At 60.9% G+C, this 24,644-nt stretch carries 24 protein-coding genes; 15 read left to right on the top strand and 9 right to left on the bottom strand.

Annotated features, from left to right (window positions below; genetic code table 11):
* The first annotated feature begins 10 nt into the window (after positions 1-10).
* The 3 genes from PSH91_RS26140 (at position 11) to PSH91_RS26130 (ending at position 2,069) form a co-directional block, all read left to right on the top strand.
* Complete coding sequence (locus PSH91_RS26140; RefSeq protein WP_305466954.1) at positions 11-1,096, top strand: 5-(carboxyamino)imidazole ribonucleotide synthase; 1,086 nt, start codon at positions 11-13, stop codon at positions 1,094-1,096.
* Between the two features lie 103 nt (positions 1,097-1,199).
* Positions 1,200-1,445: a GlsB/YeaQ/YmgE family stress response membrane protein gene (locus tag PSH91_RS26135; RefSeq protein ID WP_039593587.1), complete on the top strand. Its 246-nt coding sequence runs from the start codon at positions 1,200-1,202 to the stop codon at positions 1,443-1,445.
* Between the two features lie 87 nt (positions 1,446-1,532).
* Positions 1,533-2,069 carry a DUF3299 domain-containing protein gene (locus tag PSH91_RS26130; protein ID WP_076383207.1) on the top strand — a complete coding sequence of 179 codons (537 nt, stop codon included), beginning with the start codon at positions 1,533-1,535 and terminating at the stop codon, positions 2,067-2,069.
* 134 nt (positions 2,070-2,203) lie between these two features.
* Here the strand turns inward: PSH91_RS26130 and PSH91_RS26125 are convergent, their stop codons facing one another.
* Entirely contained in the window at positions 2,204-3,103 is a 900-nt protein-coding gene (locus PSH91_RS26125; protein WP_047226719.1) for a D-hexose-6-phosphate mutarotase, read from the bottom strand.
* 57 nt (positions 3,104-3,160) lie between these two features.
* The gene (locus tag PSH91_RS26120; protein ID WP_003177184.1) at positions 3,161-3,565 is read right to left on the bottom strand and encodes an acyl-CoA thioesterase; all 405 of its coding nucleotides are present in this window, start codon (positions 3,563-3,565) and stop codon (positions 3,161-3,163) included.
* Positions 3,566-3,927: 362 nt separating this feature from the next.
* Here PSH91_RS26120 and PSH91_RS26115 point away from each other — a divergent pair, with 362 nt between their 5' ends.
* From PSH91_RS26115 to PSH91_RS26080, 8 genes are all read left to right on the top strand, one after another.
* Positions 3,928-5,226, top strand: coding sequence for an MFS transporter (locus PSH91_RS26115; RefSeq protein ID WP_047226720.1), 1,299 nt, complete (start codon positions 3,928-3,930; stop codon positions 5,224-5,226).
* A 230-nt stretch (positions 5,227-5,456) separates the two neighbouring features.
* Positions 5,457-6,455 carry a phosphate ABC transporter substrate-binding protein PstS family protein gene (locus PSH91_RS26110; RefSeq protein WP_076383209.1) on the top strand — a complete coding sequence of 333 codons (999 nt, stop codon included), beginning with the start codon at positions 5,457-5,459 and terminating at the stop codon, positions 6,453-6,455.
* 466 nt (positions 6,456-6,921) lie between these two features.
* The gene (locus PSH91_RS26105) at positions 6,922-8,955 is read left to right on the top strand and encodes an ABC transporter permease subunit (protein ID WP_172833810.1); all 2,034 of its coding nucleotides are present in this window, start codon (positions 6,922-6,924) and stop codon (positions 8,953-8,955) included.
* Positions 8,956-8,970: 15 nt separating this feature from the next.
* The gene (pstA, locus tag PSH91_RS26100) at positions 8,971-10,641 is read left to right on the top strand and encodes a phosphate ABC transporter permease PstA (RefSeq protein WP_047226723.1); all 1,671 of its coding nucleotides are present in this window, start codon (positions 8,971-8,973) and stop codon (positions 10,639-10,641) included.
* Between the two features lie 139 nt (positions 10,642-10,780).
* Entirely contained in the window at positions 10,781-11,614 is an 834-nt protein-coding gene (gene pstB / locus PSH91_RS26095) for a phosphate ABC transporter ATP-binding protein PstB (protein ID WP_047226724.1), read from the top strand.
* A 121-nt stretch (positions 11,615-11,735) separates the two neighbouring features.
* On the top strand, positions 11,736-12,497 hold the full coding sequence (gene phoU, locus PSH91_RS26090; RefSeq protein WP_047226725.1) for a phosphate signaling complex protein PhoU: 762 nt from the start codon (positions 11,736-11,738) through the stop codon (positions 12,495-12,497).
* A 169-nt stretch (positions 12,498-12,666) separates the two neighbouring features.
* Positions 12,667-13,629 (top strand): response regulator, encoded by a 963-nt coding sequence (locus tag PSH91_RS26085; RefSeq protein WP_305466953.1) that lies wholly within the window; start codon positions 12,667-12,669, stop codon positions 13,627-13,629.
* A 237-nt stretch (positions 13,630-13,866) separates the two neighbouring features.
* Positions 13,867-14,763 (top strand): peptidoglycan DD-metalloendopeptidase family protein, encoded by an 897-nt coding sequence (locus PSH91_RS26080; protein ID WP_305466952.1) that lies wholly within the window; start codon positions 13,867-13,869, stop codon positions 14,761-14,763.
* 181 nt (positions 14,764-14,944) lie between these two features.
* Here PSH91_RS26080 and PSH91_RS26075 read toward each other — a convergent pair whose 3' ends face one another.
* The 3 genes from PSH91_RS26075 to phoB form a co-directional block, all read right to left on the bottom strand.
* Positions 14,945-16,285: a hemolysin family protein gene (locus PSH91_RS26075; RefSeq protein WP_076383211.1), complete on the bottom strand. Its 1,341-nt coding sequence runs from the start codon at positions 16,283-16,285 to the stop codon at positions 14,945-14,947.
* A 123-nt stretch (positions 16,286-16,408) separates the two neighbouring features.
* Complete coding sequence (gene phoR, locus PSH91_RS26070; RefSeq protein WP_230682609.1) at positions 16,409-17,695, bottom strand: phosphate regulon sensor histidine kinase PhoR; 1,287 nt, start codon at positions 17,693-17,695, stop codon at positions 16,409-16,411.
* An 81-nt stretch (positions 17,696-17,776) separates the two neighbouring features.
* Positions 17,777-18,466 (bottom strand): phosphate regulon transcriptional regulator PhoB, encoded by a 690-nt coding sequence (gene phoB / locus PSH91_RS26065; protein WP_003177195.1) that lies wholly within the window; start codon positions 18,464-18,466, stop codon positions 17,777-17,779.
* Between the two features lie 152 nt (positions 18,467-18,618).
* Here phoB and PSH91_RS26060 point away from each other — a divergent pair, with 152 nt between their 5' ends.
* Positions 18,619-19,005 carry a hypothetical protein gene (locus PSH91_RS26060; RefSeq protein ID WP_047226730.1) on the top strand — a complete coding sequence of 129 codons (387 nt, stop codon included), beginning with the start codon at positions 18,619-18,621 and terminating at the stop codon, positions 19,003-19,005.
* Between the two features lie 92 nt (positions 19,006-19,097).
* On the opposite strand, the gene ubiA is transcribed toward PSH91_RS26060, so the two are convergent.
* Positions 19,098-19,988, bottom strand: a complete 891-nt coding sequence (ubiA, locus tag PSH91_RS26055) for a 4-hydroxybenzoate octaprenyltransferase (protein ID WP_107323133.1) — start codon at positions 19,986-19,988, stop codon at positions 19,098-19,100.
* Positions 19,988-20,551, bottom strand: a complete 564-nt coding sequence (locus PSH91_RS26050) for a chorismate lyase (RefSeq protein ID WP_047226791.1) — start codon at positions 20,549-20,551, stop codon at positions 19,988-19,990. The genes ubiA and PSH91_RS26050 overlap by 1 nt, the downstream gene beginning before the upstream one ends.
* 197 nt (positions 20,552-20,748) lie before the next feature.
* Here PSH91_RS26050 and PSH91_RS26045 point away from each other — a divergent pair, with 197 nt between their 5' ends.
* The 3 genes from PSH91_RS26045 (at position 20,749) to PSH91_RS26035 (ending at position 22,565) form a co-directional block, all read left to right on the top strand.
* Complete coding sequence (locus tag PSH91_RS26045) at positions 20,749-20,913, top strand: rubredoxin (RefSeq protein ID WP_047226732.1); 165 nt, start codon at positions 20,749-20,751, stop codon at positions 20,911-20,913.
* 35 nt (positions 20,914-20,948) lie between these two features.
* Positions 20,949-22,097 (top strand): NAD(P)/FAD-dependent oxidoreductase, encoded by a 1,149-nt coding sequence (locus tag PSH91_RS26040; RefSeq protein WP_047226792.1) that lies wholly within the window; start codon positions 20,949-20,951, stop codon positions 22,095-22,097.
* Between the two features lie 192 nt (positions 22,098-22,289).
* Complete coding sequence (locus tag PSH91_RS26035; protein ID WP_024777879.1) at positions 22,290-22,565, top strand: HU family DNA-binding protein; 276 nt, start codon at positions 22,290-22,292, stop codon at positions 22,563-22,565.
* A 194-nt stretch (positions 22,566-22,759) separates the two neighbouring features.
* Here the strand turns inward: PSH91_RS26035 and PSH91_RS26030 are convergent, their stop codons facing one another.
* Positions 22,760-23,668: a hypothetical protein gene (locus tag PSH91_RS26030; RefSeq protein ID WP_047226734.1), complete on the bottom strand. Its 909-nt coding sequence runs from the start codon at positions 23,666-23,668 to the stop codon at positions 22,760-22,762.
* Positions 23,665-24,363 carry a hypothetical protein gene (locus PSH91_RS26025; protein ID WP_047226735.1) on the bottom strand — a complete coding sequence of 233 codons (699 nt, stop codon included), beginning with the start codon at positions 24,361-24,363 and terminating at the stop codon, positions 23,665-23,667. Before PSH91_RS26025 ends, PSH91_RS26030 begins: the two co-directional genes overlap by 4 nt.
* Between the last annotated feature and the right edge of the window lie 281 nt (positions 24,364-24,644).

The raw sequence follows: 24,644 nt of genomic DNA, 5'->3' as shown, positions 1-24,644 counted from the left end.
TGGTTGACGAATGAAGATCGGTGTAATCGGTGGCGGCCAGTTGGGTCGCATGTTGGCCCTGGCGGGAACGCCGCTGGGAATGAACTTCGCTTTCCTCGATCCGGCGCCGGACGCCTGCGCCAGCGCGCTGGGTGAACACCTGCGGGCCGACTACGGTGATCAGGACCATCTGCGCCAACTGGCCGATGAAGTCGATCTGGTGACCTTCGAGTTCGAGAGCGTCCCGGCCGAAACCGTTGCCTTCCTGTCCCAGTTCGTCCCGGTCTACCCGAGTGCCGAAGCCTTGCGCATCGCCCGCGACCGCTGGTTCGAAAAGAACATGTTCAAGGACCTGGGCATCCCTACACCCGCGTTCGCCGACATCCAATCCCAGGCCGACCTGGAAGCCGCCGTTGCTTCCATCGGCCTGCCGGCCGTCCTCAAGACTCGCACCCTGGGCTACGACGGCAAGGGCCAGAAAGTCCTGCGCAATCCTGAGGATGTGGCCGGCACGTTCGCCGAGCTGGGCAGCGTGGCCTGCCTGCTGGAAGGTTTTGTACCGTTCACCGGGGAAGTCTCGTTGATCGCCGTGCGGGCTCGCGACGGGGAAATCCGTTTCTATCCGCTGGTGCACAACACCCACGAGGACGGCATTCTCAAGCTGTCCGTCGCCAGCACCGATCATCCGCTGCAGGCCCTGGCCGAGGACTACTCCAGCCGGGTGCTCAAGCAACTGGACTATGTCGGCGTGATGGCGTTCGAGTTCTTTGAAGTGGACGGCGGCCTCAAGGCCAATGAAATCGCCCCGCGCGTGCACAACTCCGGGCACTGGACCACCGAAGGCGCCGAGTGCAGCCAGTTTGAAAACCACCTGCGGGCGGTGGCCGGGCTGCCGCTGGGCTCGACCGCCAAAGTCGGCGAAAGCGCGATGCTCAACTTCATCGGCAAGGTGCCGGACAGCGAGAAAGTCCTGGCGATTGCCGATTGCCACCTGCATCACTATGGCAAGGCGTTCAAGGCCGGGCGCAAGGTCGGTCACGCCAACCTGCGCTGCGCTGACCGGGCCACGCTGGCCCAGCAGATCATCAAGGTCGAGACACTGATCGCCGAACAATAGTCTTCAGTGTCGGTGGAACCATTGGTCGGCTAACTTCTCTGATGGCTAGGTGCCAAAGCCCGAACGGGCTTTGGTCTAGCTACTTACCTCAGAGGGAAATGCCATGGGAATCATTGGAACCATCTTTATCGGCTTGATCGTGGGCCTGCTGGCGCGCTTCCTGAAACCGGGCGATGACAGCATGGGCTGGATCATGACCATCCTGCTCGGTATCGGCGGTTCGTTGGCAGCCACTTACGGCGGCCAGGCCCTGGGCATCTACCAGGCTGGCGAAGGCGCCGGTTTCATCGGTGCCCTGGTGGGCGCGGTGGTGTTGCTGGTGATCTACGGTCTGATCAAAAGAAACTGATTCTGTGACAAAGCCCCCTCTGCGTTGGCGCGCAGGGAGGGCTAGAATGCCCGGCGTCGCACTTCCTACTTATTGCCGAGCCCATTCATGCGCCGTTTAGTCTTGACCCTCCTTCTGCTGGGCAGCGGCCTGGCCCACGCCGCCGAACTGCCGGAAACCGACTGGCTCGAACTGATGCCCAAGTCGGACCAGAAAGCCCTCGAGGCCATGCCCGAGATTGACCACAACACCCCCGAAGCCAGCGGCACCTTCACCGAAAAAGGTGGCTTGAAACAAAGCAAGGGCTTACCGGCGGTGATGTATTCGAGCAAGACCGTGGCGTCGATGAACGACCGGCATATCCGCCTGGGCGGCTACCCGGTGCCGCTGGAGTCCGACGCCAAGGGCCGCAGCACGCTGTTCTTCCTGGTGCCTTACCCCGGCGCCTGCATTCACGTCCCGCCACCACCGCCCAATCAACTGGTGCTGGTGCGCTATCCCAAGGGTTTGAAGCTGGACGACATCTACACGCCGCTCTGGGTGACCGGCACGCTGAAGATCGAAAAGGTCGACAATGACCTGGCCAGTGCGGCGTACGCGCTGGAAGCGGAAAAGGTGAGGGTGGTGCAGGAGGCGGATCTGTAACGGCCGGCTGGCCTGATACAAATCCCAATGTGGGAGCGAGCTTGCTCGCGAAGCGGTGGGTCAGCCATCAACGATATTGACGGTCAGTCCGCTATCGCGAGCAGGCTCGCTCCCACAAAGTTTTGTGGTGTGGCTTAGAGCGGCTTGCTACCGATGCTCACCCCGAGGGTATGACTGGCCTGCGGCAACAGCGTTACCACATCGTCCATCACGTTCGCCGTCTCGATACACAGCATGCGCTGCCAGCCATCGTCGGCCATGTCGCTGAAGGCCTTGGCGCGTTCGGTCCAGGGGTTCCAGATCACCGCCGAGCGTGAACCGCTGCTGGTCAGTTCGATGCGTCGTTCCCAGTGCGGGTCAACGATGCTCAGCTTCGCTGGGGTATCGAGATAGATGCGATCAGTCTCGCCGGCAAAGTGCAGGTCGCCGGCCTGGGTCACGGTATTCCAGTCGTCCAGTGTTTCGATATAACGCAAGCCATCCACGCCTTCGACATGCACGTTGCGCACGTCACTGACAGCGAAGTAACTGTGCAGCGCCTGGCTCAGACTGACGGTTTCGCTGCCGCGGTTATGGCTGGTGAGGTGGATGTGCAACTGCTCGTCCATCACGATAGTCAGCGTCAGGTCCACCTGATGGGGCCAGCCCGAGAGGCCGTTTTCGGGGTAGGGCAGCACGAATTCCACTTTCAGGCTCTCGCCCTGGGCTTCGATGCCCTTGAGCTCCCAATCCATGGCCCGCACCAGGCCGTGAGCGGTGGCCGGATCGTTGCTCACGCGCATGGCCTGCACGCTGTCGGGGTTGCGCGTCAGGTTGCCGAACCACGGCCAGCACACCGGCACCCCGGCACGGATGCTCTTGCCCGCCTTGAACGTTGCCTGGTCGTTGAGCCAGATCAGCGGCGGCTGGCCGTCGACCTGATAGCTGAGGATGTGCGCGCCTTGCTGGGCCACCAGCAACTCGGCCTGACCGTGGCGGATGCGCCAGCCGTTCAGTTCATCCAGTTTGACGGCTTCGACATGGGGCGTAGGCATACTGCAAGTCTCGCTCAGGAACATGAACTGCAATGGACCGCAAAACGGCCCCCGTGTTTAACGGGCGCGCGGCGGAACCGAGCGGGTACGGCCACTGCCATCGATGGCGACGAACACAAACACCGCCTCGGTGACCTTGCGCCATTCGCTGGACAGCGGATCGTCACTCCAGACCTCGACCATCATCTGGATCGAACTGCGGCCGATCTCCAGCGCCTGGGTATAAAAAGACAGCTGGGCACCCACGGCCACCGGCACCAGAAACGCCATGCGATCGATCGCCACGGTGGCCACGCGTCCACCGGCCACTTTGCTGGCCATGGCCGTGCCGGCCAAGTCCATCTGGGAAACCAGCCAGCCGCCGAAAATATCGCCAAAGCCGTTGGTTTCGCGGGGAAGCGCGGTGATTTGCAGGGCCAGGTCGCCTTGCGGGATTGGATCTTCCTGTTCGAGCTCTATCATGCCGGGGGTGCCTCTGACCCGTAACTCTGTCTTATGTATCAGGTGAATAGCCGTCTTTGAAAAAAACGATTCAGCCCGAACATGCGTTCGTCACGTTTTTCGTAAAGGCGTGCCAAAGGGAAACTCTGCGAAACCGGCTGGCAGGTTACTACGCCACCAACGACGTTTTCGCACAGCAACCCCTTACAGAGTGTTGCAAGGTTGCGAGTATATCGAGCGATAGACGTCGAGACGACCACCCGGTTCCGATTTTGACTGTCAATTACGCACCTCTATGTGCTTTTTTGAACAATTTGCTATCGTGCCGAGCCTGCCCACCGTTGTCCGGGGTTGCAGAACTGACTATAAGAGAAGCCCTTGCCATGACCACTGCGCCTTCGAGCACGGCGACACCCGTTCAATCGGCTCGTCCGTTGACCCGTAACGATTACAAGACCCTGTCGCTTTCTGCCTTGGGCGGTGCGCTGGAGTTCTACGATTTCATCATTTTCGTGTTCTTCGCCACCGTGGTTGGCAAATTGTTCTTCCCCGCCGAAATGCCTGAGTGGCTGCGCTTGATGCAGACGTTCGGCATTTTTGCCGCCGGTTATCTGGCCCGGCCGCTGGGCGGGATCATCATGGCTCACTTCGGTGACCTGCTGGGACGCAAGAAAATGTTCACCTTGAGCATTTTCATGATGGCCGTGCCGACCCTCATCATGGGGTTGCTGCCGACCTATGCCCAGATAGGCATGTGGGCGCCGATTCTGCTGTTGCTGATGCGCGTGATCCAGGGCGCGGCCATTGGTGGTGAGGTGCCGGGAGCCTGGGTGTTCGTTTCCGAGCACGTTCCGGCGCGCCACATCGGCTACGCCTGCGGCACGCTGACGTGTGGCCTGACCGTGGGGATTTTGCTGGGTTCGTTGGTGGCCACGGCCATCAACAGCATCTATACGCCGGTGGAGGTCGCGGATTACGCCTGGCGGATTCCGTTCCTGATGGGGGGTGTGTTCGGCCTGTTCTCGGTGTACCTGCGCCGTTGGCTGCACGAAACCCCGATATTCGCCGAGCTGCAACTGCGCAAGGCCCTGGCTGCGGAAGTACCGTTGCGAGCGGTGCTGCGTGATCATCGTGGCGCCATTGCCCTTTCGATGTTGCTGACCTGGCTGCTGTCGGCCGGCATCATCGTGATCATCCTGATGACCCCGACCGTGCTGCAAACGGTGTATCACTTCAGCCCGACCACCGCGTTGCAGGCCAACAGCCTGGCGATCGTATTCCTGAGCTTTGGCTGCATCGGCTCGGGCGTGCTGGCCGACCGCTTCGGTGCCGGGCGAGTGTTCGTGTTCGGCAGCGCGTTGCTGTTGATCACCTCCTGGACCTTCTACCACAGCCTGTTCAACCACCCCGACTGGCTCTTTCCGCTCTATGCCCTGAGCGGGCTGCTGGTGGGCACCATCGGCGCGGTGCCCTATGTCATGGTCAAGGCGTTTCCGGCCGTGGTGCGCTTCAGCGGCCTGTCGTTCTCCTACAACCTGGCCTATGCAATCTTCGGCGGCCTGACTCCGATGATCGTCACTTTGCTGCTCAAGGAAAGCCCGATGGGGCCGGCCTATTACGTGGCGGTTATCTGCGGTATCGGGATTGCGGTGGGGGCGTATCTCTGGAAGGAAGGTCGTTAAGCAGTTATTGACTGTATTGACTTCATCGCGAGCAGGCTCGCTCCCACACCGGATCTGCGTTCACCGCACATCCCCTGTGGGAGCAAGCCTGCTCGCGATTGGGCCTGCTCGATCGTCTTTTAAATCTCAATAATGGCCTTTCATCCAATTGTCATATTTCAGCCATAGAGTGTTCACACGGCTTACCGATACTTGGCCGACTTAACACACCTATCTGCTAGGAGTAAGGCATGAAACTGAAGCGTTTGATGACGGCAATGACCTTTGTCGCCGCTGGCGTTGCGACCGCCCACGCGGTTGCCGCTGTCGACCCAGCCATCCCGAGCTACACCAAGACCACCGGTGTGTCGGGCAACCTGTCCAGCGTCGGCTCCGATACTCTGGCCAACCTGATGACCCTGTGGGCCGAGAACTACAAGAAAGAATACCCGAACGTAAATATCCAGATTCAGGCCGCCGGTTCTTCCACTGCGCCACCTGCTCTGACTGAAGGCACCTCCAACCTGGGCCCGATGAGCCGCAAGATGAAGGACAACGAGCTGCAGGCCTTCGAAACCAAATACGGTTACAAGCCTACTGCTGTTCCAGTGGCCGTGGACGCCCTGGCGGTGTTCGTACACAAGGACAACCCGATCAAAGGCCTGACCATGGCTCAGGTCGATGCAATTTTCTCGTCGACTCGCCTGTGCGGCGCCAAGGCTGACGTCAAGACCTGGGGTGACCTGGGCGTGACCGGTGACCTGGCCAACAAGCCAATCCAGCTGTTCGGTCGTAACTCGGTATCCGGCACCTACGGCTACTTCAAAGAAGAAGCCCTGTGCAAAGGCGACTACAAGTCCAACGTCAATGAGCAGCCTGGTTCGGCGTCGGTTGTACAGTCCATCAGCAGCTCGCTCAACGGTGTTGGCTACTCGGGCATCGGCTACAAGACCGCCAGCGTGAAAACCGTTGCTCTTGCCAAGAAAGAAGGCGGCGAGTTCATCGAAGACACCGAAGAAAACACCCTGAACGGCAAGTACCCACTGTCGCGTTTCCTCTACGTTTACATCAACAAGGCTCCGAACAAGCCTCTGGCCCCGCTGGAAGCTGAGTTCCTGAAGCTGGTTCTGTCCAAGCAAGGTCAGGAAGTTGTGGTCAAGGACGGCTACATCCCGCTGCCAGCCAAGGTTGCCGCCAAGGCCCTGGCTGACCTGGGTCTGTCCGAAGGCGGCAACGTCGCCAAGAAGTAACACCTGAGCCCGGGCCACACCCGGGCTTTTGTGGGGGCGAGCTAGCTCGCGATAGCGGTAGGTCAGTCAACATTGAGGTTTGAATGTGATGACCCCATCCCGAGCAAGCCCCCCACACCCCAATTTCTGTCCGCTGCCGGTATTCACGGGCGGCGGATTTGTTGCGTCACTGCATTGTCATCTTTCTGTCATACAGGATCGCTAGGGTGTGCGCATGAATGATCTGGCCAATTCCACAATGACTACGACTTCCCCTCCCAAGCGCATTGACTTCAATACGCCTGAACTGCAACGCAAGCGCCGTATCCGCGCGCTCAAGGATCGCCTGACCCGCTGGTACGTTCTGGTCGGCGGGCTCGCCGTGCTGGCGGCCATTACCCTGATTTTCTTCTTCCTGGCGTATGTGGTCCTCCCGCTGTTCCAGGGCGCGGACCTGACCTCCAAGGACTCGATTACTCCTGCCTGGATGCAGGACGCCGGCAAACCGCTGATGATCGCCATCGAAGAGCAGAACCAGGTGGCGATGCGGATCTCCGACAAGGGTCAGGCGCTGTTCTTCGACATCGATACCGGAGCAGAGCTGCGTCGTGTCGACCTGCCGGTGCCGGCGGGTGCCAGCGTGACCTCCATCGGCGAAGACCAACCCGGCAGCCCGCTGGTGGTGATCGGTCTGTCCAACGGCCAGGCACTGGTGGTGCGTCATACCTATAAAGTCAGCTATCCGGACGGCAAGAAAACCATTTCGCCGGCCATCGAGTACCCGTACGGCGAAACGCCGATTGTGCTCAACGAGCAGGGCGCGCCGCTGGAGCACGTATCGCTCAACGCCACTGATTCGACCCTGTTGCTCGCCGGTTCCACGGGCGCGCAACTGCAGGTGCTGTCGATCACCAGCGAAGAAAACATGATGACCGGTGAAGTCACCAGCGAGCAGACGCGTATCGATCTGCCGCAGATGACCGAGCCGGTCAAAAACATCTTCGTCGACCCGCGTCAGCAATGGCTGTATGTGGTCAACGGGCGTGCCCAGGCCGATGTGTTCAGCCTGCGGGAAAAGAGCCTCAACGGTCGCTACAAGCTGCTTGAGAACGGCGACGCCCAGGTCACCGCCAGCACCCAATTGGTAGGCGGGATTTCCCTGATCATTGGTGACTCCACAGGTGGCCTGGCTCAGTGGTTCATGGCCCGCGATGCGGACGGTGAGCAACGCCTGAAACAGATTCGTACGTTCCAGATGGGCACTGCGCCGATCGTTGAGATCACCGCCGAGGAACGGCGTAAAGGTTTCGTGGCCTTGGACGCTTCCGGCAAACTCGGCGTGTTCCACAGTACCGCTCACCGCACCTTGCTGGTGGACCAGGTGGTCGACGGCCAGGGCCTGTTCGGCATGTCACCTCGGGCCAACCGTCTGATCGTGGAGCAAGGCGGCAAGTTGCAACCGTTGCTGCTGGATAACCCGCACCCGGAAGTCTCGTGGAGCGCGTTGTGGGGCAAGGTCTGGTACGAAAACTACGACGAGCCTAAATACGTCTGGCAATCGACCGCAGCCAACACCGATTTCGAACCCAAGATGAGCCTTTCGCCGCTGACCTTCGGCACCCTGAAAGCGGCGTTCTACGCGATGCTGCTGGCTGCGCCGCTGGCGATTGCTGCCGCGATCTACACCGCGTACTTCATGGCCCCGGGCATGCGCCGCAAGGTCAAGCCGGTGATCGAACTGATGGAAGCGATGCCGACGGTGATCCTCGGTTTCTTCGCCGGCCTGTTCCTGGCGCCCTACGTCGAAGGGCACCTGCCAGGTATCTTCAGCCTGCTGATGTTGTTGCCCGTTGGCATCCTGGTGGCCGGTTTCGTCTTCAGCCGCTTGCCTGAGTCCGTGCGCCTGAAGGTGCCAGAGGGCTGGGAAAGCGCGATGCTGATCCCGGTGATCCTGTTCGTGGGCTGGCTCTCGCTGTACATGAGCCCGTACATGGAAGCCTGGTTCTTCGGTGGCGACATGCGCATGTGGATCTCCCATGACCTGGGCATCACCTACGACCAGCGCAACGCCCTGGTAGTCGGCCTGGCGATGGGTTTCGCGGTCATCCCGAACATCTACTCCATCGCTGAAGACGCCGTGTTCAGTGTGCCGCGTGGCCTGACCCTGGGCTCGCTGGCCCTCGGTGCCACGCCGTGGCAGACCATGACCCGCGTGGTGATTCTCACCGCCAGCCCCGGCATCTTCTCGGCGCTGATGATCGGCATGGGCCGTGCGGTCGGTGAAACCATGATCGTGCTGATGGCCACCGGTAACACGCCGGTCATGGAAATGAACCTGTTCGAAGGTCTGCGCACCCTGGCGGCCAACGTGGCGGTGGAAATGCCTGAGTCGGAAGTCGGCGGCAGCCATTACCGCGTGCTGTTCCTGTCGGCACTGGTGCTGCTGCTGTTCACCTTCATCATGAACACCCTCGCCGAGCTGATCCGTCAGCGTCTGCGCAAGAAATATTCGTCGCTTTAAGAAAGGTAGAAGTCTGTGAAACAGAACTCCCTGAAAGGATGGTTCAAGAGCGGCGCCCCCGGCGTCTGGATCAGCGGTGGTGCGGTGTCCATCGCGGTCATCATGACCATTGGCCTGCTGGCAGTGATTGCCGTGCGCGGTCTGGGCCATTTCTGGCCGGCGGACCTGATCCACGCCAGCTACAACGTGCCGGGCATGCCCGCGCATCTGGTTGTAGGCGAAGTGGTGCAGAAGGAATCAGTGCCCCGCGAGCGTCTGAAAAGCGCTGGCCTGCCGGTGCCGGACGAAGGCCCCGAGTTCATGACCCGCGAGTTGATCAAGGTCGGCAACCGGGACCTCAACGGCACGGATTTCACCTGGATCGTCGGTGACTGGCTGACCAACCAGACCACGCCGCCGGAGCTGATGGCCATCGAGCGTCGTGAGTGGGGTAATTTCTACGGCTACCTGGTCAACGTCAAAGAGAACGGCAAGGTCATCGCCGAAGGCGAAGCGGCCTGGCCGGAACTGCAAGCTCGCGTGGCCCGGGTCAACAAACTCGCGGCTGAGCTCAAGACCCTGGAAAAATCCGACATCGGCGCAATCAACGCAGGGCTTGAGCGCATTCGTCTCAAAGGCCGCAAGCTGGAGCTGGAAGGCAAGCTGGACGCTGCTGCACAAGCGGACCTGGACGCTGACCGCGCCGAGCTCGATGCCCGCTACAAAGACATCGAAGCGCGTCTGGGCGACCTGCATTCGCAGTTCAACCGCGACAGCCTGACCGCCCGCGATGCCAATGGCAAAGAACTGGAAATCGAGATCGGCAAAGTGGTGCATGCCTACCAGCCGAACGGCATGGGGACTTTCACCAAGATCGGTTTCTATTTCAGCAAGGTCTGGGAATTCCTCAGCGACGATCCTCGTGAAGCCAACACCGAAGGCGGGATCTTCCCGGCGATTTTCGGCACCGTCATGATGACCCTGATCATGGCGATGGTGGTGACGCCATTCGGTGTGCTGGCAGCGGTGTACCTGCGCGAATACGCTCGCCAGGGACCGATGACCCGCCTGATCCGCATCGCGGTGAACAACCTGGCGGGCGTACCGGCCATCGTCTACGGTGTGTTCGGCCTGGGCTTCTTCGTTTATGTGTTAGGTGGTTCGGTTGACCGGTTGTTCTTCCCCGAAGCCCTGCCGGCACCGACATTCGGTACCCCGGGCCTGCTCTGGGCGTCCCTGACCCTGGCGCTGCTGGCGGTGCCGGTGGTGATCGTCGCCACGGAAGAAGGCCTGGCGCGTATCCCGCGTACTGTGCGCGAAGGCTCCCTGGCCCTGGGCGCGACCAAGGCTGAGACATTGTGGAAAATCGTGCTGCCCATGGCGAGCCCGGCGATGATGACCGGCATGATCCTCGCAGTGGCTCGCGCCGCGGGTGAAGTGGCGCCATTGATGCTGGTAGGTGTGGTGAAACTGGCCCCGTCGCTGCCGCTGGACGGCAACTACCCGTACTTGCACCTGGACCAGAAGATCATGCACCTGGGCTTTCACATCTATGACGTAGGCTTCCAGAGCCCGAACGTCGAAGCGGCGCGACCGCTGGTATACGCCACGGCGCTGTTGCTGGTGCTGGTGATTGCCACGCTCAACCTGTCGGCGGTGTGGATCCGTAACCACCTGCGCGAGAAGTACAAAGCACTCGATAGCTGATTTCACACTGATCTTTTGTGGGAGCGAGCCTGCTCGCGATGGCATCACCTCGGTTTTAAAGCCAAACCGAGTTGCCTGAATCGCGAGCAGGCTCGCTCCCAGACAACCGAACCGAATTTGTTAGCACAGGGAGCCTCCCATGCAACACGAGACACAAGCACGCGGCATCAACATGTCGGCCCTGGGCCGCGACAAGCAGAGCCTGGACCTAGCTCAGGAAACCGTCGCCATCGAAGTGCCCGGCCTGAACCTGTTCTACGGTCAGAAGCAGGCGCTGTACGACGTCAGCCTGAACATTCCGAAACAGCGCGTCACCGCGTTCATCGGCCCGTCGGGCTGCGGCAAGTCAACCTTGCTGCGCACGTTCAACCGTATGAACGACCTGGTGGACGGCTGCCGCGTCGAGGGCGAAATCAACCTCTACGGCAACGACATCTACCGCAAGGGCGAAGATGTGGCCGAGCTGCGTCGTCGTGTGGGCATGGTGTTCCAGAAGCCTAACCCGTTCCCCAAAACCATCTACGAGAACGTGGTCTACGGCCTGCGCATCCAGGGCATCAACAAAAAGCGCATTCTTGACGAAGCCGTGGAATGGGCGCTCAAGGGCGCGGCGCTGTGGGACGAGGTCAAGGATCGTCTGCACGAATCGGCACTGGGCCTGTCCGGTGGTCAACAGCAACGTCTGGTGATTGCCCGTACCATCGCCGTTGAGCCGGAAGTCTTGTTGCTCGACGAACCTTGCTCGGCCCTGGACCCGATCTCGACCCTGAAAGTCGAAGAGCTGATCTACGAGCTCAAATCCAAATTCACCATCGTCATCGTGACCCACAACATGCAACAGGCGGCGCGGGTTTCCGACTACACCGCCTTCATGTACATGGGCAAACTGGTGGAATTCGGCGACACCGACACCCTGTTTACCAACCCGGCCAAGAAGCAGACCGAAGACTACATCACCGGTCGTTATGGCTAGTCGAGGCCGCTGCAAGCCGCACGTTTGACGCGGCGATACAGAAGCGGTGCGGTATCAGGATCAACATTCAACTGCTTGAAGCTTGCAGCTTGAAGCTTGCAACTTTCGCGGAGCGCACAAGATGATTTCGAAGGAAGGCCTTACTCACCACATTTCCGCACAGTTCAATGCCGAGCTCGAGGAGGTGCGCAGTCACCTGCTGGCCATGGGCGGGCTGGTGGAAAAGCAGGTCAACGACGCGGTGACCGCGCTGATCGAGGCCGACTCCGGCCTGGCCCAGCAAGTGCGCGAGATCGACGACCAGATCAACCAGATGGAGCGCAACATCGACGAAGAGTGCCTGCGCATCCTGGCCCGTCGTCAACCGGCCGCTTCCGACCTTCGCCTGATCATCAGCATCTCCAAGTCGGTGATCGATCTGGAACGAATCGGCGACGAAAGCACCAAGATCGCCCGTCGCGCCATTCAGCTGTGCGAAGAAGGCGAGGCGCCGCGCGGTTACGTCGAAGTTCGTCACATTGGCGACCAGGTGCGCAACATGGTGCGCGACGCACTGGATGCCTTCGCCCGTTTCGACGCCGACCTGGCACTGTCGGTGGCCCAGTACGACAAGATCATCGACCGCGAATACAAGACCGCGCTGCGTGAGCTGGCGACCTACATGATGGAAGACCCGCGCTCCATCTCCCGGGTGCTGAGCATCATCTGGGTGCTGCGTTCTTTGGAGCGTATCGGCGATCATGCGCGCAACATCTCGGAACTTGTGATCTACCTGGTGCGCGGCACCGACGTGCGGCACTTGGGGCTCAAGCGCATGAAGGCCGAAGTGGAGGGCACCTCGTCCGAAACCGCTAATGTTCCGGGCGAAACTGACGATAAGTAAGATTGCCCAAGAAAAGCGCCCGGCCTTCTGGTCGGGCTTTTTTTTGCGGCTTTTTTAATCGAAAGCAGCACCCCGCGAACGAAGAGTCCCGGCGTGACTGAAGGTTTTTTGGCAATATGCCATCAGTAAAAGCGGTATGCTTGCCGGGATTTTTTAGAGGTGTATCTGGATGAGTAAGGTCAGTGTGTTGGTCGTGGACGACGCTTCGTTCATTCGTGACCTGGTGAAGAAGTGCCTGCGCAACTACTTCCCGGGCATCCGCATCGAAGATGCGGTGAACGGTAAGAAAGCCCAATCCCTGCTGGCCCGTGAGGCGTTCGACCTGGTGCTGTGCGATTGGGAAATGCCGGAAATGTCGGGCCTGGAGCTGCTGACCTGGTGCCGCCAGCAGGACAATCTCAAGGGCATGCCGTTTGTGATGGTCACCAGCCGCGGCGACAAGGAAAACGTGGTCCAGGCGATCCAGGCCGGCGTTTCCGGCTACGTCAGCAAGCCGTTCACTAACGAGCAACTGCTGACCAAGGTCAAGCAGGCCCTGCACAAGGTTGGCAAGCTCGACACCCTGATGAACAGCGCTCCGACCAAGATGAACTCGGCGTTCGGCAATGATTCGCTCAGCGCGCTTACCGGCGGCAAGGCGGCTCCGGTTGCGGCGGCGGCTCCGGCGTTCAATCCGTTTGCCAAGCCTGCTGTCGTTGCAGCTGCCGCGCCTGCCGCTGTTGCTGCTCCAGCCCGCGGCATGCTCAATAGCCCGCCGGTCAAAGCGCCTTCAGCCTCCACCGCCCCGGCTGGCGCCAACCGTGGTCAGGGCCAGTTGCGCCTCTCCAGCGGCACCCAGCAATGCGTGATCAAGGCCCTGAGCCTCAAGGAAGCGCTGCTGCTGGTCAAACGCACCGACACCCTGCCACAGGTGCTGGAAAGCGCCGTGCTGGACATGGAGCAGGGCGACAACGCCGAAACCGCTCGCCTCAACGGTTACTTGCACGCCATCGTTGCTCACGAGCAGACCCCCGACAGCGAATGGCTGCAACTGACCTTCCGTTTTGTCGATAAAGACCCACAGAAGCTTGACTACATCTCCCGCCTGATTGCCCGCGGTACAGCGCAGAAGCACTTCGTACCTGGCGCCTGATTCGGCGGCGCCCTTCAGTCAGTCATCGCGAGCAGGCTCGCTCCCACAGTGATCTCTGTTGTTCACAAAATTTGTGTCCACAGCAGATCCAGTGTGGGAGCGAGCCTGCTCGCGATGGGGTCACCAGCGACAATAGCGCCCTATCGGCCAACCCATTTTGAAACATCCGTCGACTACGCTGGTCCATCCAGCTGCTAGGCTGCTGTACAGGCCTTCATTTCGACAGAATTTTTGCCCATGTTTTTGCCCCTGCTGTTTGCCTGTGGTCTTGTCCTGGCCTCCACCTCGGCCGTGGCCATGACGATCTACAAATCCACCGATGCCAATGGCGTGGTGTCCTACAGCGATCGCCCCAGCAAGGGCGCGCAGGTGTTCGTGTTCCGTGATCGCATGGTCGAACGTCTCGAGCGCCAGGTGTTTCTCGATATCAAGAAACAGAAGGGCGCGGACGCGGTGTTCGTGCGCAACGACTTGTACGCGCCGGTGGAGATCGAATTGAGTTTTGCCGGGCTACGCAACGTCAGCGGGGCGCCGAGCCGGCCGATCCGGCGGGTGCTGCCGGCGCGCAGTAACCTGCGTCTGGCGCTGCTCACGGCCACGCGCCCCGGAAAGCCTTTGGTGTATACCCCGCGGTTCGAATACTCCCTGGGCGACCCTGCAGGCACGGCGCAGGCCTATCGATACCCGCTGCCGTGGCGTGGCGGTCCGTTTCGGCTGAGCCAGGGGGCCAACGGTCAATACAGCCACTATGGCCCCAAAAACCGTTATGCCATGGACATCGCCATGCCCGAGGGCACGCCGATCATCGCGGCGCGCGGCGGCGTGGTGGTCAAGACGGAAAATCACCAGACCGGCCGTGGCACCGACCCGTCGGGCAACTTCGTGCGGGTGCTGCACGATGACGGGACCATGGGCGTGTACCTGCACCTGCAAAAAGGCTCGGTGAGCGTGCGGGAAGGGCACCGGGTGATGGTGGGAACGCCGCTGGCGCTGTCGGGCAATACCGGCAACAGTTCAGGTCCGCACCTGCATTTCGTGGTGCAGCGCAATACCGGGTTGGGGCTGGTGTCGATTCCCTACCAGTTCAATCAACCGGTGGGCGACTTGCCCAACTTTGCGTTGGGCAAGCAGTAAGTCCTGAATAGGCAGGGGGCTCTTGTGGCGAGGGGATTTATCCCCGCTGGGGCGCGAAGCGAGCCTCAGCACTGCTAACTCAATTGACCCGTCACCCTGGAATGTCAGCTTTTGGGGCTGCTTCGCAGCCCAGCGGGGATAAATCCCCTCGCCACAGGGGTGTTCAATATCAGGTTGACGCTCAATCGAGCATCAACACCTTCGCCAGAATAATCTTCGGCCCTTTCATCTTCTTGATGATGATCCGCAGGCCTTCGACTTCCAGCACTTCTTCCTCTTCCGGCACGCGCTTGAGGGTTTCATAGACCAGCCCGGCGAGGGTCTCGGCCTCGATGTGGTCCAGGTCGATGCCCAGCAGACGCTCGACCTTGAACAACGGCGTGTCACCGCGCACCAGCAGCTTGCCCGGCTGATAGGCCAGGATGCCGCGCTCGGCCTTGCGGTGTTCGTCCTGGATGTCGCCCACCAGCACTTCCAGCACGTCTTCCATGGTCAGGTAACCGATGATGTTGCCGTCGGCCTCTTCAACCAGGGCGAAGTGCGAGCCGCCCTTGCGGAACTGCTCCAGCAGCTGCGAGAGCGGCATGTGCCGCGACACGCGCTCCAGTGGGCGGGTGAGTTCGGCCAGGTTGAACGACTCGGGAATGTGATCCAGGGCCGCCAGTTCCAGTAGCAGATCCTTGATGTGCAGCAGGCCGACGAACTCCTGGCGATCGCTGTCGTACACCGGATAGCGGCTGAACTTGTGGCGACGGAACATCGCCAGGATCTCCTTGAGCGGCGCATTGAACTCCAGCGTCACCAGGTCTTCCCGGGAGTTGGCCCAGTCCACCACTTCCAGCTCGCCCATTTCCACAGCCGAGGCCAGCACACGCATGCCCTGGTCGCTTGGGTCCTGGCCACGGCTGGAGTGCAGGATCAGTTTCAGTTCTTCACGGCTGTAATGGTGCTCGTGATGCGGGCCGGGTTCGCCTTGGCCGGCGATACGCAGGATGGCGTTGGCGCTGGCATTGAGCAGGTAGATCGCCGGGTACATGGCCCAGTAGAACAGGTACAGCGGCACGGCGGTCCACAGCGACAGCAGCTCGGGCTTGCGGATCGCCCAGGATTTGGGCGCAAGCTCACCGACCACGATGTGCAGGTACGAAATGATGAAGAACGCGGTGAAGAACGACACGCCCTTGATCACTTCCGGTGACTCAACGCCGACCGCGCCCAGCAGCGGCTCCAGAACGTGGGCGAACGCCGGCTCACCGACCCAGCCCAGGCCCAGGGAGGCCAGGGTGATACCCAGTTGACAGGCCGACAGGTAAGCATCGAGCTGGCTGTGAACGGTACGCAGGATATGCCCGCGCCAGCCGTTTTTCTCAGCGATGGCCTCGACCCGGGTCGAGCGCAGTTTGACCATGGCAAATTCGGCCGCAACGAAAAAGCCGTTGAGCAGAACCAGGATCAGAGCAAAAAGAATCATGCCGAATTCGGCGAAGAGTGTTGCCAGGGACAAGCCAGGGGAAGGGTCCATGATGGAGTTTTGCGGGTTCCGTATATTCGAAAGGATTGGAAATGAGTGCCTGAAAAGGCAGGCACAAGTCAGCCAATGTAGCGGCTGACTGGGCTGTTGCCTAGTGGCGAGTGCTGGCCGGTCTCAATCGGCGGCGCGGGTGAGGCGCGCGCGAACCGTCTGTGCCGGGGCAAAATGGCAGGTAAACGTACTGCCATGGCCGGGCACGCTGCTGATTTCCATGCGCCCGCGATGCCGCAGTAACACGTGCTTGACGATCGCCAGGCCCAGCCCGGTGCCGCCGGTATTGGAGTTGCGGCTGGAATCGACGCGGTAGAAACGTTCGGTCAGGCGCGGCAGGTGTTTGCTGTCGATGCCGATGCCCGAATCCTGCACGCTCAGGTGTGCGCCTTGGCCGTCGCCCCACCAGCGAACGTGAATCCGGCCTTGTTCCGGCGTGTACTTGACGGCATTGAACACCAGATTGGAGAAGGCACTGCGCAGTTCGGCCTCGCTGCCCTTGAGCTGCACGTTCGGGTCGGCTTCAAGGGTGATGGTCTGCTGCTTGGGCCCGGAGAGTTCCTGGGCATCCTCAACAATGATTTGCAGCAAGTCGTCGACAGGCACCGGCTGGTTGTCCGAGGGGTAATCGGTGGCTTCAAGTTTGGCCAGCAGCAGCAGGTCATTGAGCAGGGTCTGCATACGCCCGCTTTGCTGGTGCATCTGCTGCAAGGCCCGGCTCCAGCGTGGGTTCACTTCCTCGACATTGTCCAGCAGGGTTTCCAGATACCCGCAGATCACGGTCAACGGTGTGCGCAATTCATGGGAGACGTTGGCGACGAAGTCTTTGCGCATCTGTTCCAACTGATGGATGCGCGTCACGTCACGCACCAGCATCAAGTGCTCGTTGTTGCCGTAGCGCGTGAGGTACAGCTGAATGCGCACCCGGTCATTGGTGGGCGAAGGAATCTCCAGCGGCTCGGCGTAGTTTTCCTGTTCGAAGTATTCCTTGAAGCGAGGGTGGCGCACCAGGTTGGTCACCGGCTGGCCGCTGTCCTGGGGGGTCTTGAGGCCCAGCAGGGTTTCGGCGGCGCGGTTCCACCATTCCAGGTTGCCATCGCTGTCGAGCATGATCACCGCGTCCTTGAGCGCCGCAGTGGACTCCTGGACCCGGTCGATCACCGCTTGCAGGCGGCCACGCACGCGCTGGTCGCGCCGTTGCAGGTGATAGATGCTGTCGAATACCTCACCCCACAGGCCATAGCCGTCAGGCGGGGCCTCGTCGGGTTTATGCAGGCGCAGCCACTCATGCATGCGCAGCAATTGCTTGAGCGTCCAGGCCAGGTACAGCGCCAGGCCCGCAGCCAGACTCCAGCCGTAGAAGCCGGTGATCAGGCCCACGACCAGACAGCCGGTCACTAGCAACAACATGTGGCGAATCAGGGTGCCATGCCAGTTTTGATTCAATTGAACGCGCGTCCTTGTCAGCTTGTCGGGCGGTAAGGGCTCGGGTCAGGCCTTGGTCGAAAAACGGTAACCGGTGCCGCGCACAGTTTGTACCAGATTCTCATAGGCATCGCCGAGGGCTTTGCGCAGGCGACGAATGTGCACGTCCACGGTGCGCTCCTCGACATAAACATTACCGCCCCAGACCTGGTCCAGCAGTTGCCCACGGGTATAGGCGCGCTCCTGGTGAGTCATGAAAAATTGCAGCAGACGGTATTCGGTCGGGCCCATCTCGGCGGGTTTGCCGTCGATGGTCACGCGGTGGCTGATGGGGTCCAGCAGCAGGCCGCCGACTTCAATCGGTGCCTCGCCGTCGGTCGGGCCGGCGCGCCGCAACACGGCCTTCAGGCGTGCCACCAGCTCCCGAGGGGAAAACGGCTTGGTGATGTAGTCGTCGGCGCCGACTTCCAGGCCCTGGATCTTGTTGTCTTCTTCGCCCTTGGCGGTGAGCATGATGATCGGGATATCACCGGTCAGCTCATCGCGCTTGAGGCGTCGCGCCAGTTCAATGCCAGACGTACCGGGAAGCATCCAGTCCAGCAGAATCAAGTCGGGCTTGCGGTCGACGATGATGGCGTGGGCCTGTTGGGAGTTTTCTGCTTCCATGCAGTCATAGCCGGCCATCTCCAACGCAACGGCGATCATCTCGCGGATGGGCGCTTCGTCGTCGACGATCAGAATGCTCCTGCCAACCATGGGGTAATCCTCTTGTCATTTAACTGTCTTGCGCCGCATTAGATAACGGAATTATTGCAGTCGTGTGACACTTGTTTCGGCACCCGGCAGTGTAGAGGATCCTGGACTAAGCTTTTGAGTCCGATTCCTGACAACTGCAAAAGAAGGTTTCCATGACTTACCTTACCCAATCCATCAAGGCTCTGGGCCTGGCGGTTGCCTTGGTGCTGCCGGCGCTGGCGTACGCGGCTGACGAACCGGCGATGATCAAAGATGGCATGCTGACCGACCATAAGGGCATGACGTTGTATACCTTTGAAAAAGACCAAGGCGGCAAGTCAGCGTGCATTGCCAAATGCGCCGAGAACTGGCCACCGCTCAAGGCTGAAAGCGCTGCCATGCCCATGGGTAAATGGACCGTGATTACGCGCGACGATGGGTCGTCGCAGTGGGCCTACGACGGCAAGCCGCTGTACACCTTCGTGAAGGACAAGAAAGCCGGAGACAAGACCGGTGACGGCGTGATGGGCGGTGCCTGGAAGGTTGCCAAGCCCAAGTAGCTGATCGGTGCTAGAACGCTTTTGTGGCCGGGGAGCAAGCTCCCCCGCCACAAAGATTTCATGACCGTGGGTTCAGCGCTGGGTCAGCGGTCTCACCGCAACGCGTAATCCAGCACAATCCCCACGAAAATCGCCAACCCGGCCCAGTGGTTGTGCAAAAACGCCTTGAAGCAGCGCATCCGGTCCCTGCTCCGGGTGTACCAGAATTCCCAGGCAAAACACCCGGCAGCGGCCACCAGCCCCAAGTGGAACCAGCCGCCCAACTGGAATTTCGACCCGGCCAGCAGCAGGCAACCCAAGGCCAAGCCCTGCAGCGTCAGGATGATCACGCGGTCGGCATCGCCAAACAGAATGGCCGTGGACTTGACGCCGATCCGCAAGTCATCGTCCCGGTCAGTCATCGCGTAATAGGTGTCGTAGCCCACCGTCCACAGCAGGTTGGCGATGTACAGCAGCCAGGCCGCCGCCGGCAAATTCCCGGTTTCGGCAGTGAACGCCATCGGCATGCCCCAGGAGAACGCTGCCCCCAGCACCACTTGCGGATAGTAGGTGTAGCGCTTCATGAACGGGTAACTGAACGCCAGCGCCAGCCCGCCGAGGGACAGCAAGATGGTCGGTGCATTGGTGCACAGCACCAGCAGGAAGCTCACGCTCATCAGCACCGCGAAGAACACCAGCGCCTCTTTCGAACTGATCTTGCCGCTCACCAGCGGGCGCTGTTCGGTGCGTTTGACGTGGCCGTCCACCTTGCGGTCGGCCCAGTCGTTGATCACACAACCACCGGCGCGAGTCAGAACCACGCCAAGCACGAAAATCACGATGTTGGCCAGGGACGGCGAACCTTCCCCGGCAATCCACAAAGCCCACAACGTCGGCCATAACAGCAGATAGATGCCGATGGGCTTGTCCAGGCGCGTCAGTTGCACGAAGTCCCACGCCCGCGGGTTCAGGCGGTTCAAGGATTTGAGCAGTTGCACGTACATCAGCAGTTCTCCGAATAGGCGCGGGCGACGGTCCACAGGCGCGGCAGGAAAATTTCCGCCACCAGCACACTCAACGTTCCGCGATCAAAACGCGAACGGCGGCCCCACAGTTCACGGGCGCGCACCTCAGCCGGCAACCATTGTTCGGGGTAATGGCAAACCTCGATGGCCCGGCGCTGGAACGCTTGGTCGCAAAACAGCAACTCGCCCAGAGAGCGACTGCCCAGCTCGTCCATCTGCAAACCGTCGCCCTGCAACGCGCTACGCGCCGCCACACTGCGGGCAAACACCCAGGCCTCGCCATGGCCGCGCAGATACACCTCGCGTACCCAGCCTTCGCTGCCCTCGGCCAGATCCAGCGCGGCACATTCATCGGCACGCAAGGGTTGCCAACCTTCGAACAGCGGCGTCACGCTGAAACGCTCATCCGACAGCCGCGTCAGGCGCCGGGTCAGGGACCCTTCGTCGAATAGCCAGTCGAGCACACAGGCGTCAGGGCGAGGCGACAGCAGGGGCTGGGGCAACCATTGGAGTGTAGGAAATATCGAATTTGTATGCGGCACAGAGGTCTTGAATGGCAGCAAATGAGGCCGCGAGCTTACCATGTCGGTTGGCGAATTTGATTCAGCGGGGCGGTCTTAGCGTCGATCATGCTTGCATCTCTCGCGACCGATCAGTACAAAACGCCCTGAGCCGGAAGGGGCAGCTTTACATCGACCCAACCATACCGGCAAATGCCGACACCTGAGGAAGTACCTGAATGAAAAAGTGGCAATGTATTGTCTGCGGCCTGATCTACGATGAAGCCCTTGGCTGGCCGGATGACGGCATCGCGCCCGGCACTGCCTGGCAAGACGTACCCGAAGACTGGCTCTGCCCGGACTGCGGCGTGGGTAAATCGGATTTCGAAATGATCGCTATCTGATCGTTTCCTGCATGGAGAGCTACATGGAGAGCAACATGAGTGCACCTGTCGTCATCGTCGGTACGGGCCTTGCCGGTTACAACCTGGCCCGGGAGTTTCGCAAACTCGACAGCGAAACTCCGCTGCTGCTGATCAGCGCCGATGACGGTCGCTCCTACTCCAAGCCGATGCTCTCCACAGGCTTTGGCAAAAACAAAGACGCCGACGGCCTGAGCATGGCCGAGCCGGGCGCCATGGCCGAGCAACTGAACGCCGAAGTGCGCACCCACACCCGCATCAGCGGCATCGATCCGGGCCACAAACGCTTGTGGATCGGCGAAGAAACGGTGAACTACCGCGACCTGATCCTGGCCTGGGGCGCAGAAACCGTGCGCGTGCCGGTGCAGGGTGATGCCTCGGACCTGATCTTCCCCATCAACGATCTGGAAGACTACGCACGCTTTCGCGCAGCGGCTGCCGGCAAGCGCCGGGTACTCTTGCTCGGTGCCGGGCTGATTGGCTGCGAATTCGCCAACGACCTGATTCTGGGCGGTTACGAAGTGCAACTGGTCGCGCCGTGCGAGCAAGTCATGCCGACCCTGCTGCACCCTGCGGCCGCCGCTGCGGTACAGGCCGGGCTGGAAAGCCTCGGTGCGCGTTTCCACCTGGGGCCGGTGCTCAATCGCCTGCAACGGGTGGCCGACGGGCTGGAGGCGCACCTGTCCGACGGCCAGGTGATCGCCTGCGACCTGGTGGTCTCGGCCATCGGCCTGCGCCCCCGCATCGATTTGGCCGCCGCTGCCGGCCTGGTGGTCAATCGCGGCGTGGTGGTCGACCGCCACCTGAAAACCTCCCACGCCAACATCTACGCCCTGGGCGACTGCGCCGAGGTCGACGGCTTGAACCTGCTGTACGTCATGCCGCTGATGAGCTGCGCCCGCGCCCTGGCCCAAACCCTGGCCGGCAACCCGACCGCCGTGCGCTACGGTGCCATGCCAATTACCGTGAAAACCCCGGTGTGCCCACTGGTGGTTTCGCCACCGCCACGGGGCAGCGAAGGCGTGTGGAGCGTTGAAGGGCAGGGCAGCGACATCAAGGCCCTGTGCCGCGATGCCAACGGCAACCTGCTGGGCTACGCCCTGACCGGCGCGGCCGTGATGGAAAAACTGGCACTGAACAAAGAGCTTCCAGCGTTGCTGGCGTAAATGCCTGTCCTTCTGTCGTAAATACCCTGCTTTCGGCGCGACAAAGGCCACCCTGACACTGGCGCCGCCTGCGGCCCCGTGCCATCCTCACTCCCGTCTGCCGCAGAGTAGAGCCTGCGGCGCCTTAGGGGCTGTTTCCATGAGTACAGCCCAGACATAACAACAAAAAAACCGTCAAAAGGGGCTTCATTCATGCGTAAACCAGAACTCGCCGCCGCCATCGCGGAAAAGGCCGACCTCACTAAAGAGCAAGCCAACCGCGTCCTCAACGCCGTTCTCGAAGAAATCACCGGCGCCCTGCACCGCAAGGACAGCGTCACCCTGGTAGGCTTCGGCACCTTCCTGCAGCGCCACCGCGGCGCGCGTACCGGCAAAAACCCACAGACCGGTGAGCCGGTGAAGATCAAGGCCAGCAACACCGTCGCCTTCAAGCCGGGCAAAATGTTGAAGGACAGCGTCAATCCATAATCGCCGCGGGTTCCCCGGTTAGGGGGCAAGCGGTAGAAAAAAAGGGCATGCCGATTGAGTCGGATGCCCTTTTTTTATGGCTTTTTCCCGAACGTCGAAGGCCCCAAACCGCCAATGTGGGAGCGAGCCTGCTCGCGATGGCCGCCTGTTGGTTGGGCGAGGGGATTTATCCCCGCTCGGCGGCGCAGCCTAGATTAACGCCCGTATACCTTCTGCAACTGCGCCTCTGTCAGCGCATCCTCGAACGGCACCGGCACTGATTTCACCGCGCCGTAGAGGTTGCGATAACGCCAATAACTGCCGTTGTGGGCCAGTTGATAACCGCGTTCGACCACGCGCTGACCATCGAGCACATAACGCAAGGTTTCCTGGGCGGCTGGCGGTGGGGTCGGTAGCATCAGGTCGGTGGTCAGCACGCGCATCGATTCGTCGATGCACTCGTCCAGCACCGCCGTGACTTGCGTCAGATCCAGGCTGCCATCATCAATGCAGCGGCTGCCGCAACGCCGAATCGGCTGGCTGGTGACTTCGATGCGCATGCGGTACAGCGCCGAACCGGCAATATCCTGGACCTGCACCTGATTGATCAGCACGAAACTGCCGCGATCGGGGGTGAGCATCAGTTTAGGTTCGACCAGTAGGCGCGCGGTCACGGGCCCCGCTCCCTGCTTGAGGCCGGCCGCCAGCGAAGCCTGCTGGAAACGCTGTTGCAGACGTTCCTGCAACGGTACGCCCGCCAACAGGTCGGCCAGCGGGCGCGACTCCTTGGCCGCAGCGGTTTCCGCATCCCGCTGCAAGCTGCCGCTGCCCATCTGGGTATTGATCAGGCTGGCGACCAGCAAACCGGCAAGCCCGGCGGTGTTGCCGGAACTGGCAATCAGATTATGGCTCGACGACGCGGCCTGCTGCGCGGCCTTGGCGTCGACCACAGTGCTGGCCCCCACGAACGCCGGCGGCAGTTGTACATCCACCTTGACCCCATGGGCCTGGACGTAAGTCACCGCCTCTTGCGACTTGAAACCGGCCGGCGGCGCAGGCTTCTGCGCGCAACCGGCCAGCACCAGCAGGACCAGCGTGCCGGCCGCTAACAGTGCCCGTTTCATTGTTGTTCGAACGGGGTGATCATTTGCTGGCGGCTGGTATCCATCGCCTGATAGAACGCGTTGGTCAGATTGGCGTAGTTGGGCTCGTCCCACTCACCCTGAGCGGCCTGCACGACGGCAAAAGGTTTGAACCACAGCAGCTTGTTGTCGGCCAGATCAACCACCATGCCTTGCCCGCCCACCTGCGCCATCGGCACGCTGGTCGGCACGACGCTGTAATAGCTGCGAGTGGCGCCGGTAGCCAGAATGTTGACCAACAACAGGCGATCCACCCCGTAAGTCGCCTTGAGCGGCGTCAGGTCGCGGACCGTGTAGCCTTCGCGGAAACTGACTTCCTTATAGACCTTCAGATCCACCGGCTCGTCGATTCGTTTGGCCTTGTAACCCTTGGCCTGCAACTTGGCGACAATGGCGTCCGGCAGCGTGTTGAGGTCCTTGACTTGCCATTTCTCGACATTGTCGCTGAGCGTGCTGTTAACGCCCTTGTTGATGGCCAAATCCAGAAGGCCCTGATTGCCGGTCAGCGCCAGCACAGGCTCCGGCACCACAGTAATCGCCACGCCGATAGTCGGCTCCTTGGCATCCCAGAATTGATGATCCAGCGGTACTGGCGGTTGAACGTGGGCGCAGCCGGTGAGGGTGAGGCAGGCGAGTAACGTCAGTGCAGCGAGGGTGCGGAAGGTGTGAAAAGACATGCATCAAGTCCTTATGATTTAAAAACGATGCTGCCTGTGTCGGCAGCATTGGGCGGAACGATAGTGGCAGATTGATATTTTTTCTGCTGAGTTACAGGACGCTCGGGGGGAAACTGCTAATTTTGAAGCCGCGTGGCGGTTGTCCGCGTGAATCTATAAGGCGCATACGGGCTTGTGCGGTTCGTTCCGACGGGCAGCTACCGGCCAAAAGTGGACTGTCTCGTTGGCAATTTTCGGAACCGCGAGAGTCGAATATTTGGTGAAAAACCTACCTTTTGTAG

It is taken from the genome of Pseudomonas sp. FP1154 (assembly GCF_030687245.1).
Taxonomy (GTDB): Bacteria; Pseudomonadota; Gammaproteobacteria; order Pseudomonadales; family Pseudomonadaceae; genus Aquipseudomonas; species Aquipseudomonas rhizophila.
This window is presented reverse-complemented; position numbering and strand designations above follow the sequence as displayed.

Bases quoted from the DNA above. Each gene is read 5' to 3' on its own strand.
- PSH91_RS26140 (WP_305466954.1), top strand. From the start codon at position 11: ATGAAGATCGGTGTAATCGGTGGCGGCCAGTTGGGTCGCATGTTGGCC.
- PSH91_RS26110 (WP_076383209.1), top strand. From the start codon at position 5,457: ATGAAACTGAAGCGTTTGATGACGGCAATGACCTTTGTCGCCGCTGGC.
- PSH91_RS26025 (WP_047226735.1), bottom strand. From the start codon at position 24,363: ATGTCTTTTCACACCTTCCGCACCCTCGCTGCACTGACGTTACTCGCC.
- PSH91_RS26040 (WP_047226792.1), top strand. From the start codon at position 20,949: ATGAGTGCACCTGTCGTCATCGTCGGTACGGGCCTTGCCGGTTACAAC.
- PSH91_RS26045 (WP_047226732.1), top strand. From the start codon at position 20,749: ATGAAAAAGTGGCAATGTATTGTCTGCGGCCTGATCTACGATGAAGCC.
- PSH91_RS26135 (WP_039593587.1), top strand. From the start codon at position 1,200: ATGGGAATCATTGGAACCATCTTTATCGGCTTGATCGTGGGCCTGCTG.
- PSH91_RS26125 (WP_047226719.1), bottom strand. From the start codon at position 3,103: ATGCCTACGCCCCATGTCGAAGCCGTCAAACTGGATGAACTGAACGGC.
- phoU (WP_047226725.1), top strand. From the start codon at position 11,736: ATGATTTCGAAGGAAGGCCTTACTCACCACATTTCCGCACAGTTCAAT.
- PSH91_RS26075 (WP_076383211.1), bottom strand. From the start codon at position 16,285: ATGGACCCTTCCCCTGGCTTGTCCCTGGCAACACTCTTCGCCGAATTC.
- PSH91_RS26030 (WP_047226734.1), bottom strand. From the start codon at position 23,668: ATGAAACGGGCACTGTTAGCGGCCGGCACGCTGGTCCTGCTGGTGCTG.
- PSH91_RS26120 (WP_003177184.1), bottom strand. From the start codon at position 3,565: ATGATAGAGCTCGAACAGGAAGATCCAATCCCGCAAGGCGACCTGGCC.
- PSH91_RS26080 (WP_305466952.1), top strand. From the start codon at position 13,867: ATGTTTTTGCCCCTGCTGTTTGCCTGTGGTCTTGTCCTGGCCTCCACC.
- PSH91_RS26105 (WP_172833810.1), top strand. From the start codon at position 6,922: ATGCAGGACGCCGGCAAACCGCTGATGATCGCCATCGAAGAGCAGAAC.
- phoR (WP_230682609.1), bottom strand. From the start codon at position 17,695: ATGTTGTTGCTAGTGACCGGCTGTCTGGTCGTGGGCCTGATCACCGGC.
- phoB (WP_003177195.1), bottom strand. From the start codon at position 18,466: ATGGTTGGCAGGAGCATTCTGATCGTCGACGACGAAGCGCCCATCCGC.
- PSH91_RS26115 (WP_047226720.1), top strand. From the start codon at position 3,928: ATGACCACTGCGCCTTCGAGCACGGCGACACCCGTTCAATCGGCTCGT.
- ubiA (WP_107323133.1), bottom strand. From the start codon at position 19,988: ATGTACGTGCAACTGCTCAAATCCTTGAACCGCCTGAACCCGCGGGCG.
- PSH91_RS26085 (WP_305466953.1), top strand. From the start codon at position 12,667: ATGAGTAAGGTCAGTGTGTTGGTCGTGGACGACGCTTCGTTCATTCGT.
- PSH91_RS26035 (WP_024777879.1), top strand. From the start codon at position 22,290: ATGCGTAAACCAGAACTCGCCGCCGCCATCGCGGAAAAGGCCGACCTC.
- pstB (WP_047226724.1), top strand. From the start codon at position 10,781: ATGCAACACGAGACACAAGCACGCGGCATCAACATGTCGGCCCTGGGC.
- PSH91_RS26060 (WP_047226730.1), top strand. From the start codon at position 18,619: ATGACTTACCTTACCCAATCCATCAAGGCTCTGGGCCTGGCGGTTGCC.
- PSH91_RS26130 (WP_076383207.1), top strand. From the start codon at position 1,533: ATGCGCCGTTTAGTCTTGACCCTCCTTCTGCTGGGCAGCGGCCTGGCC.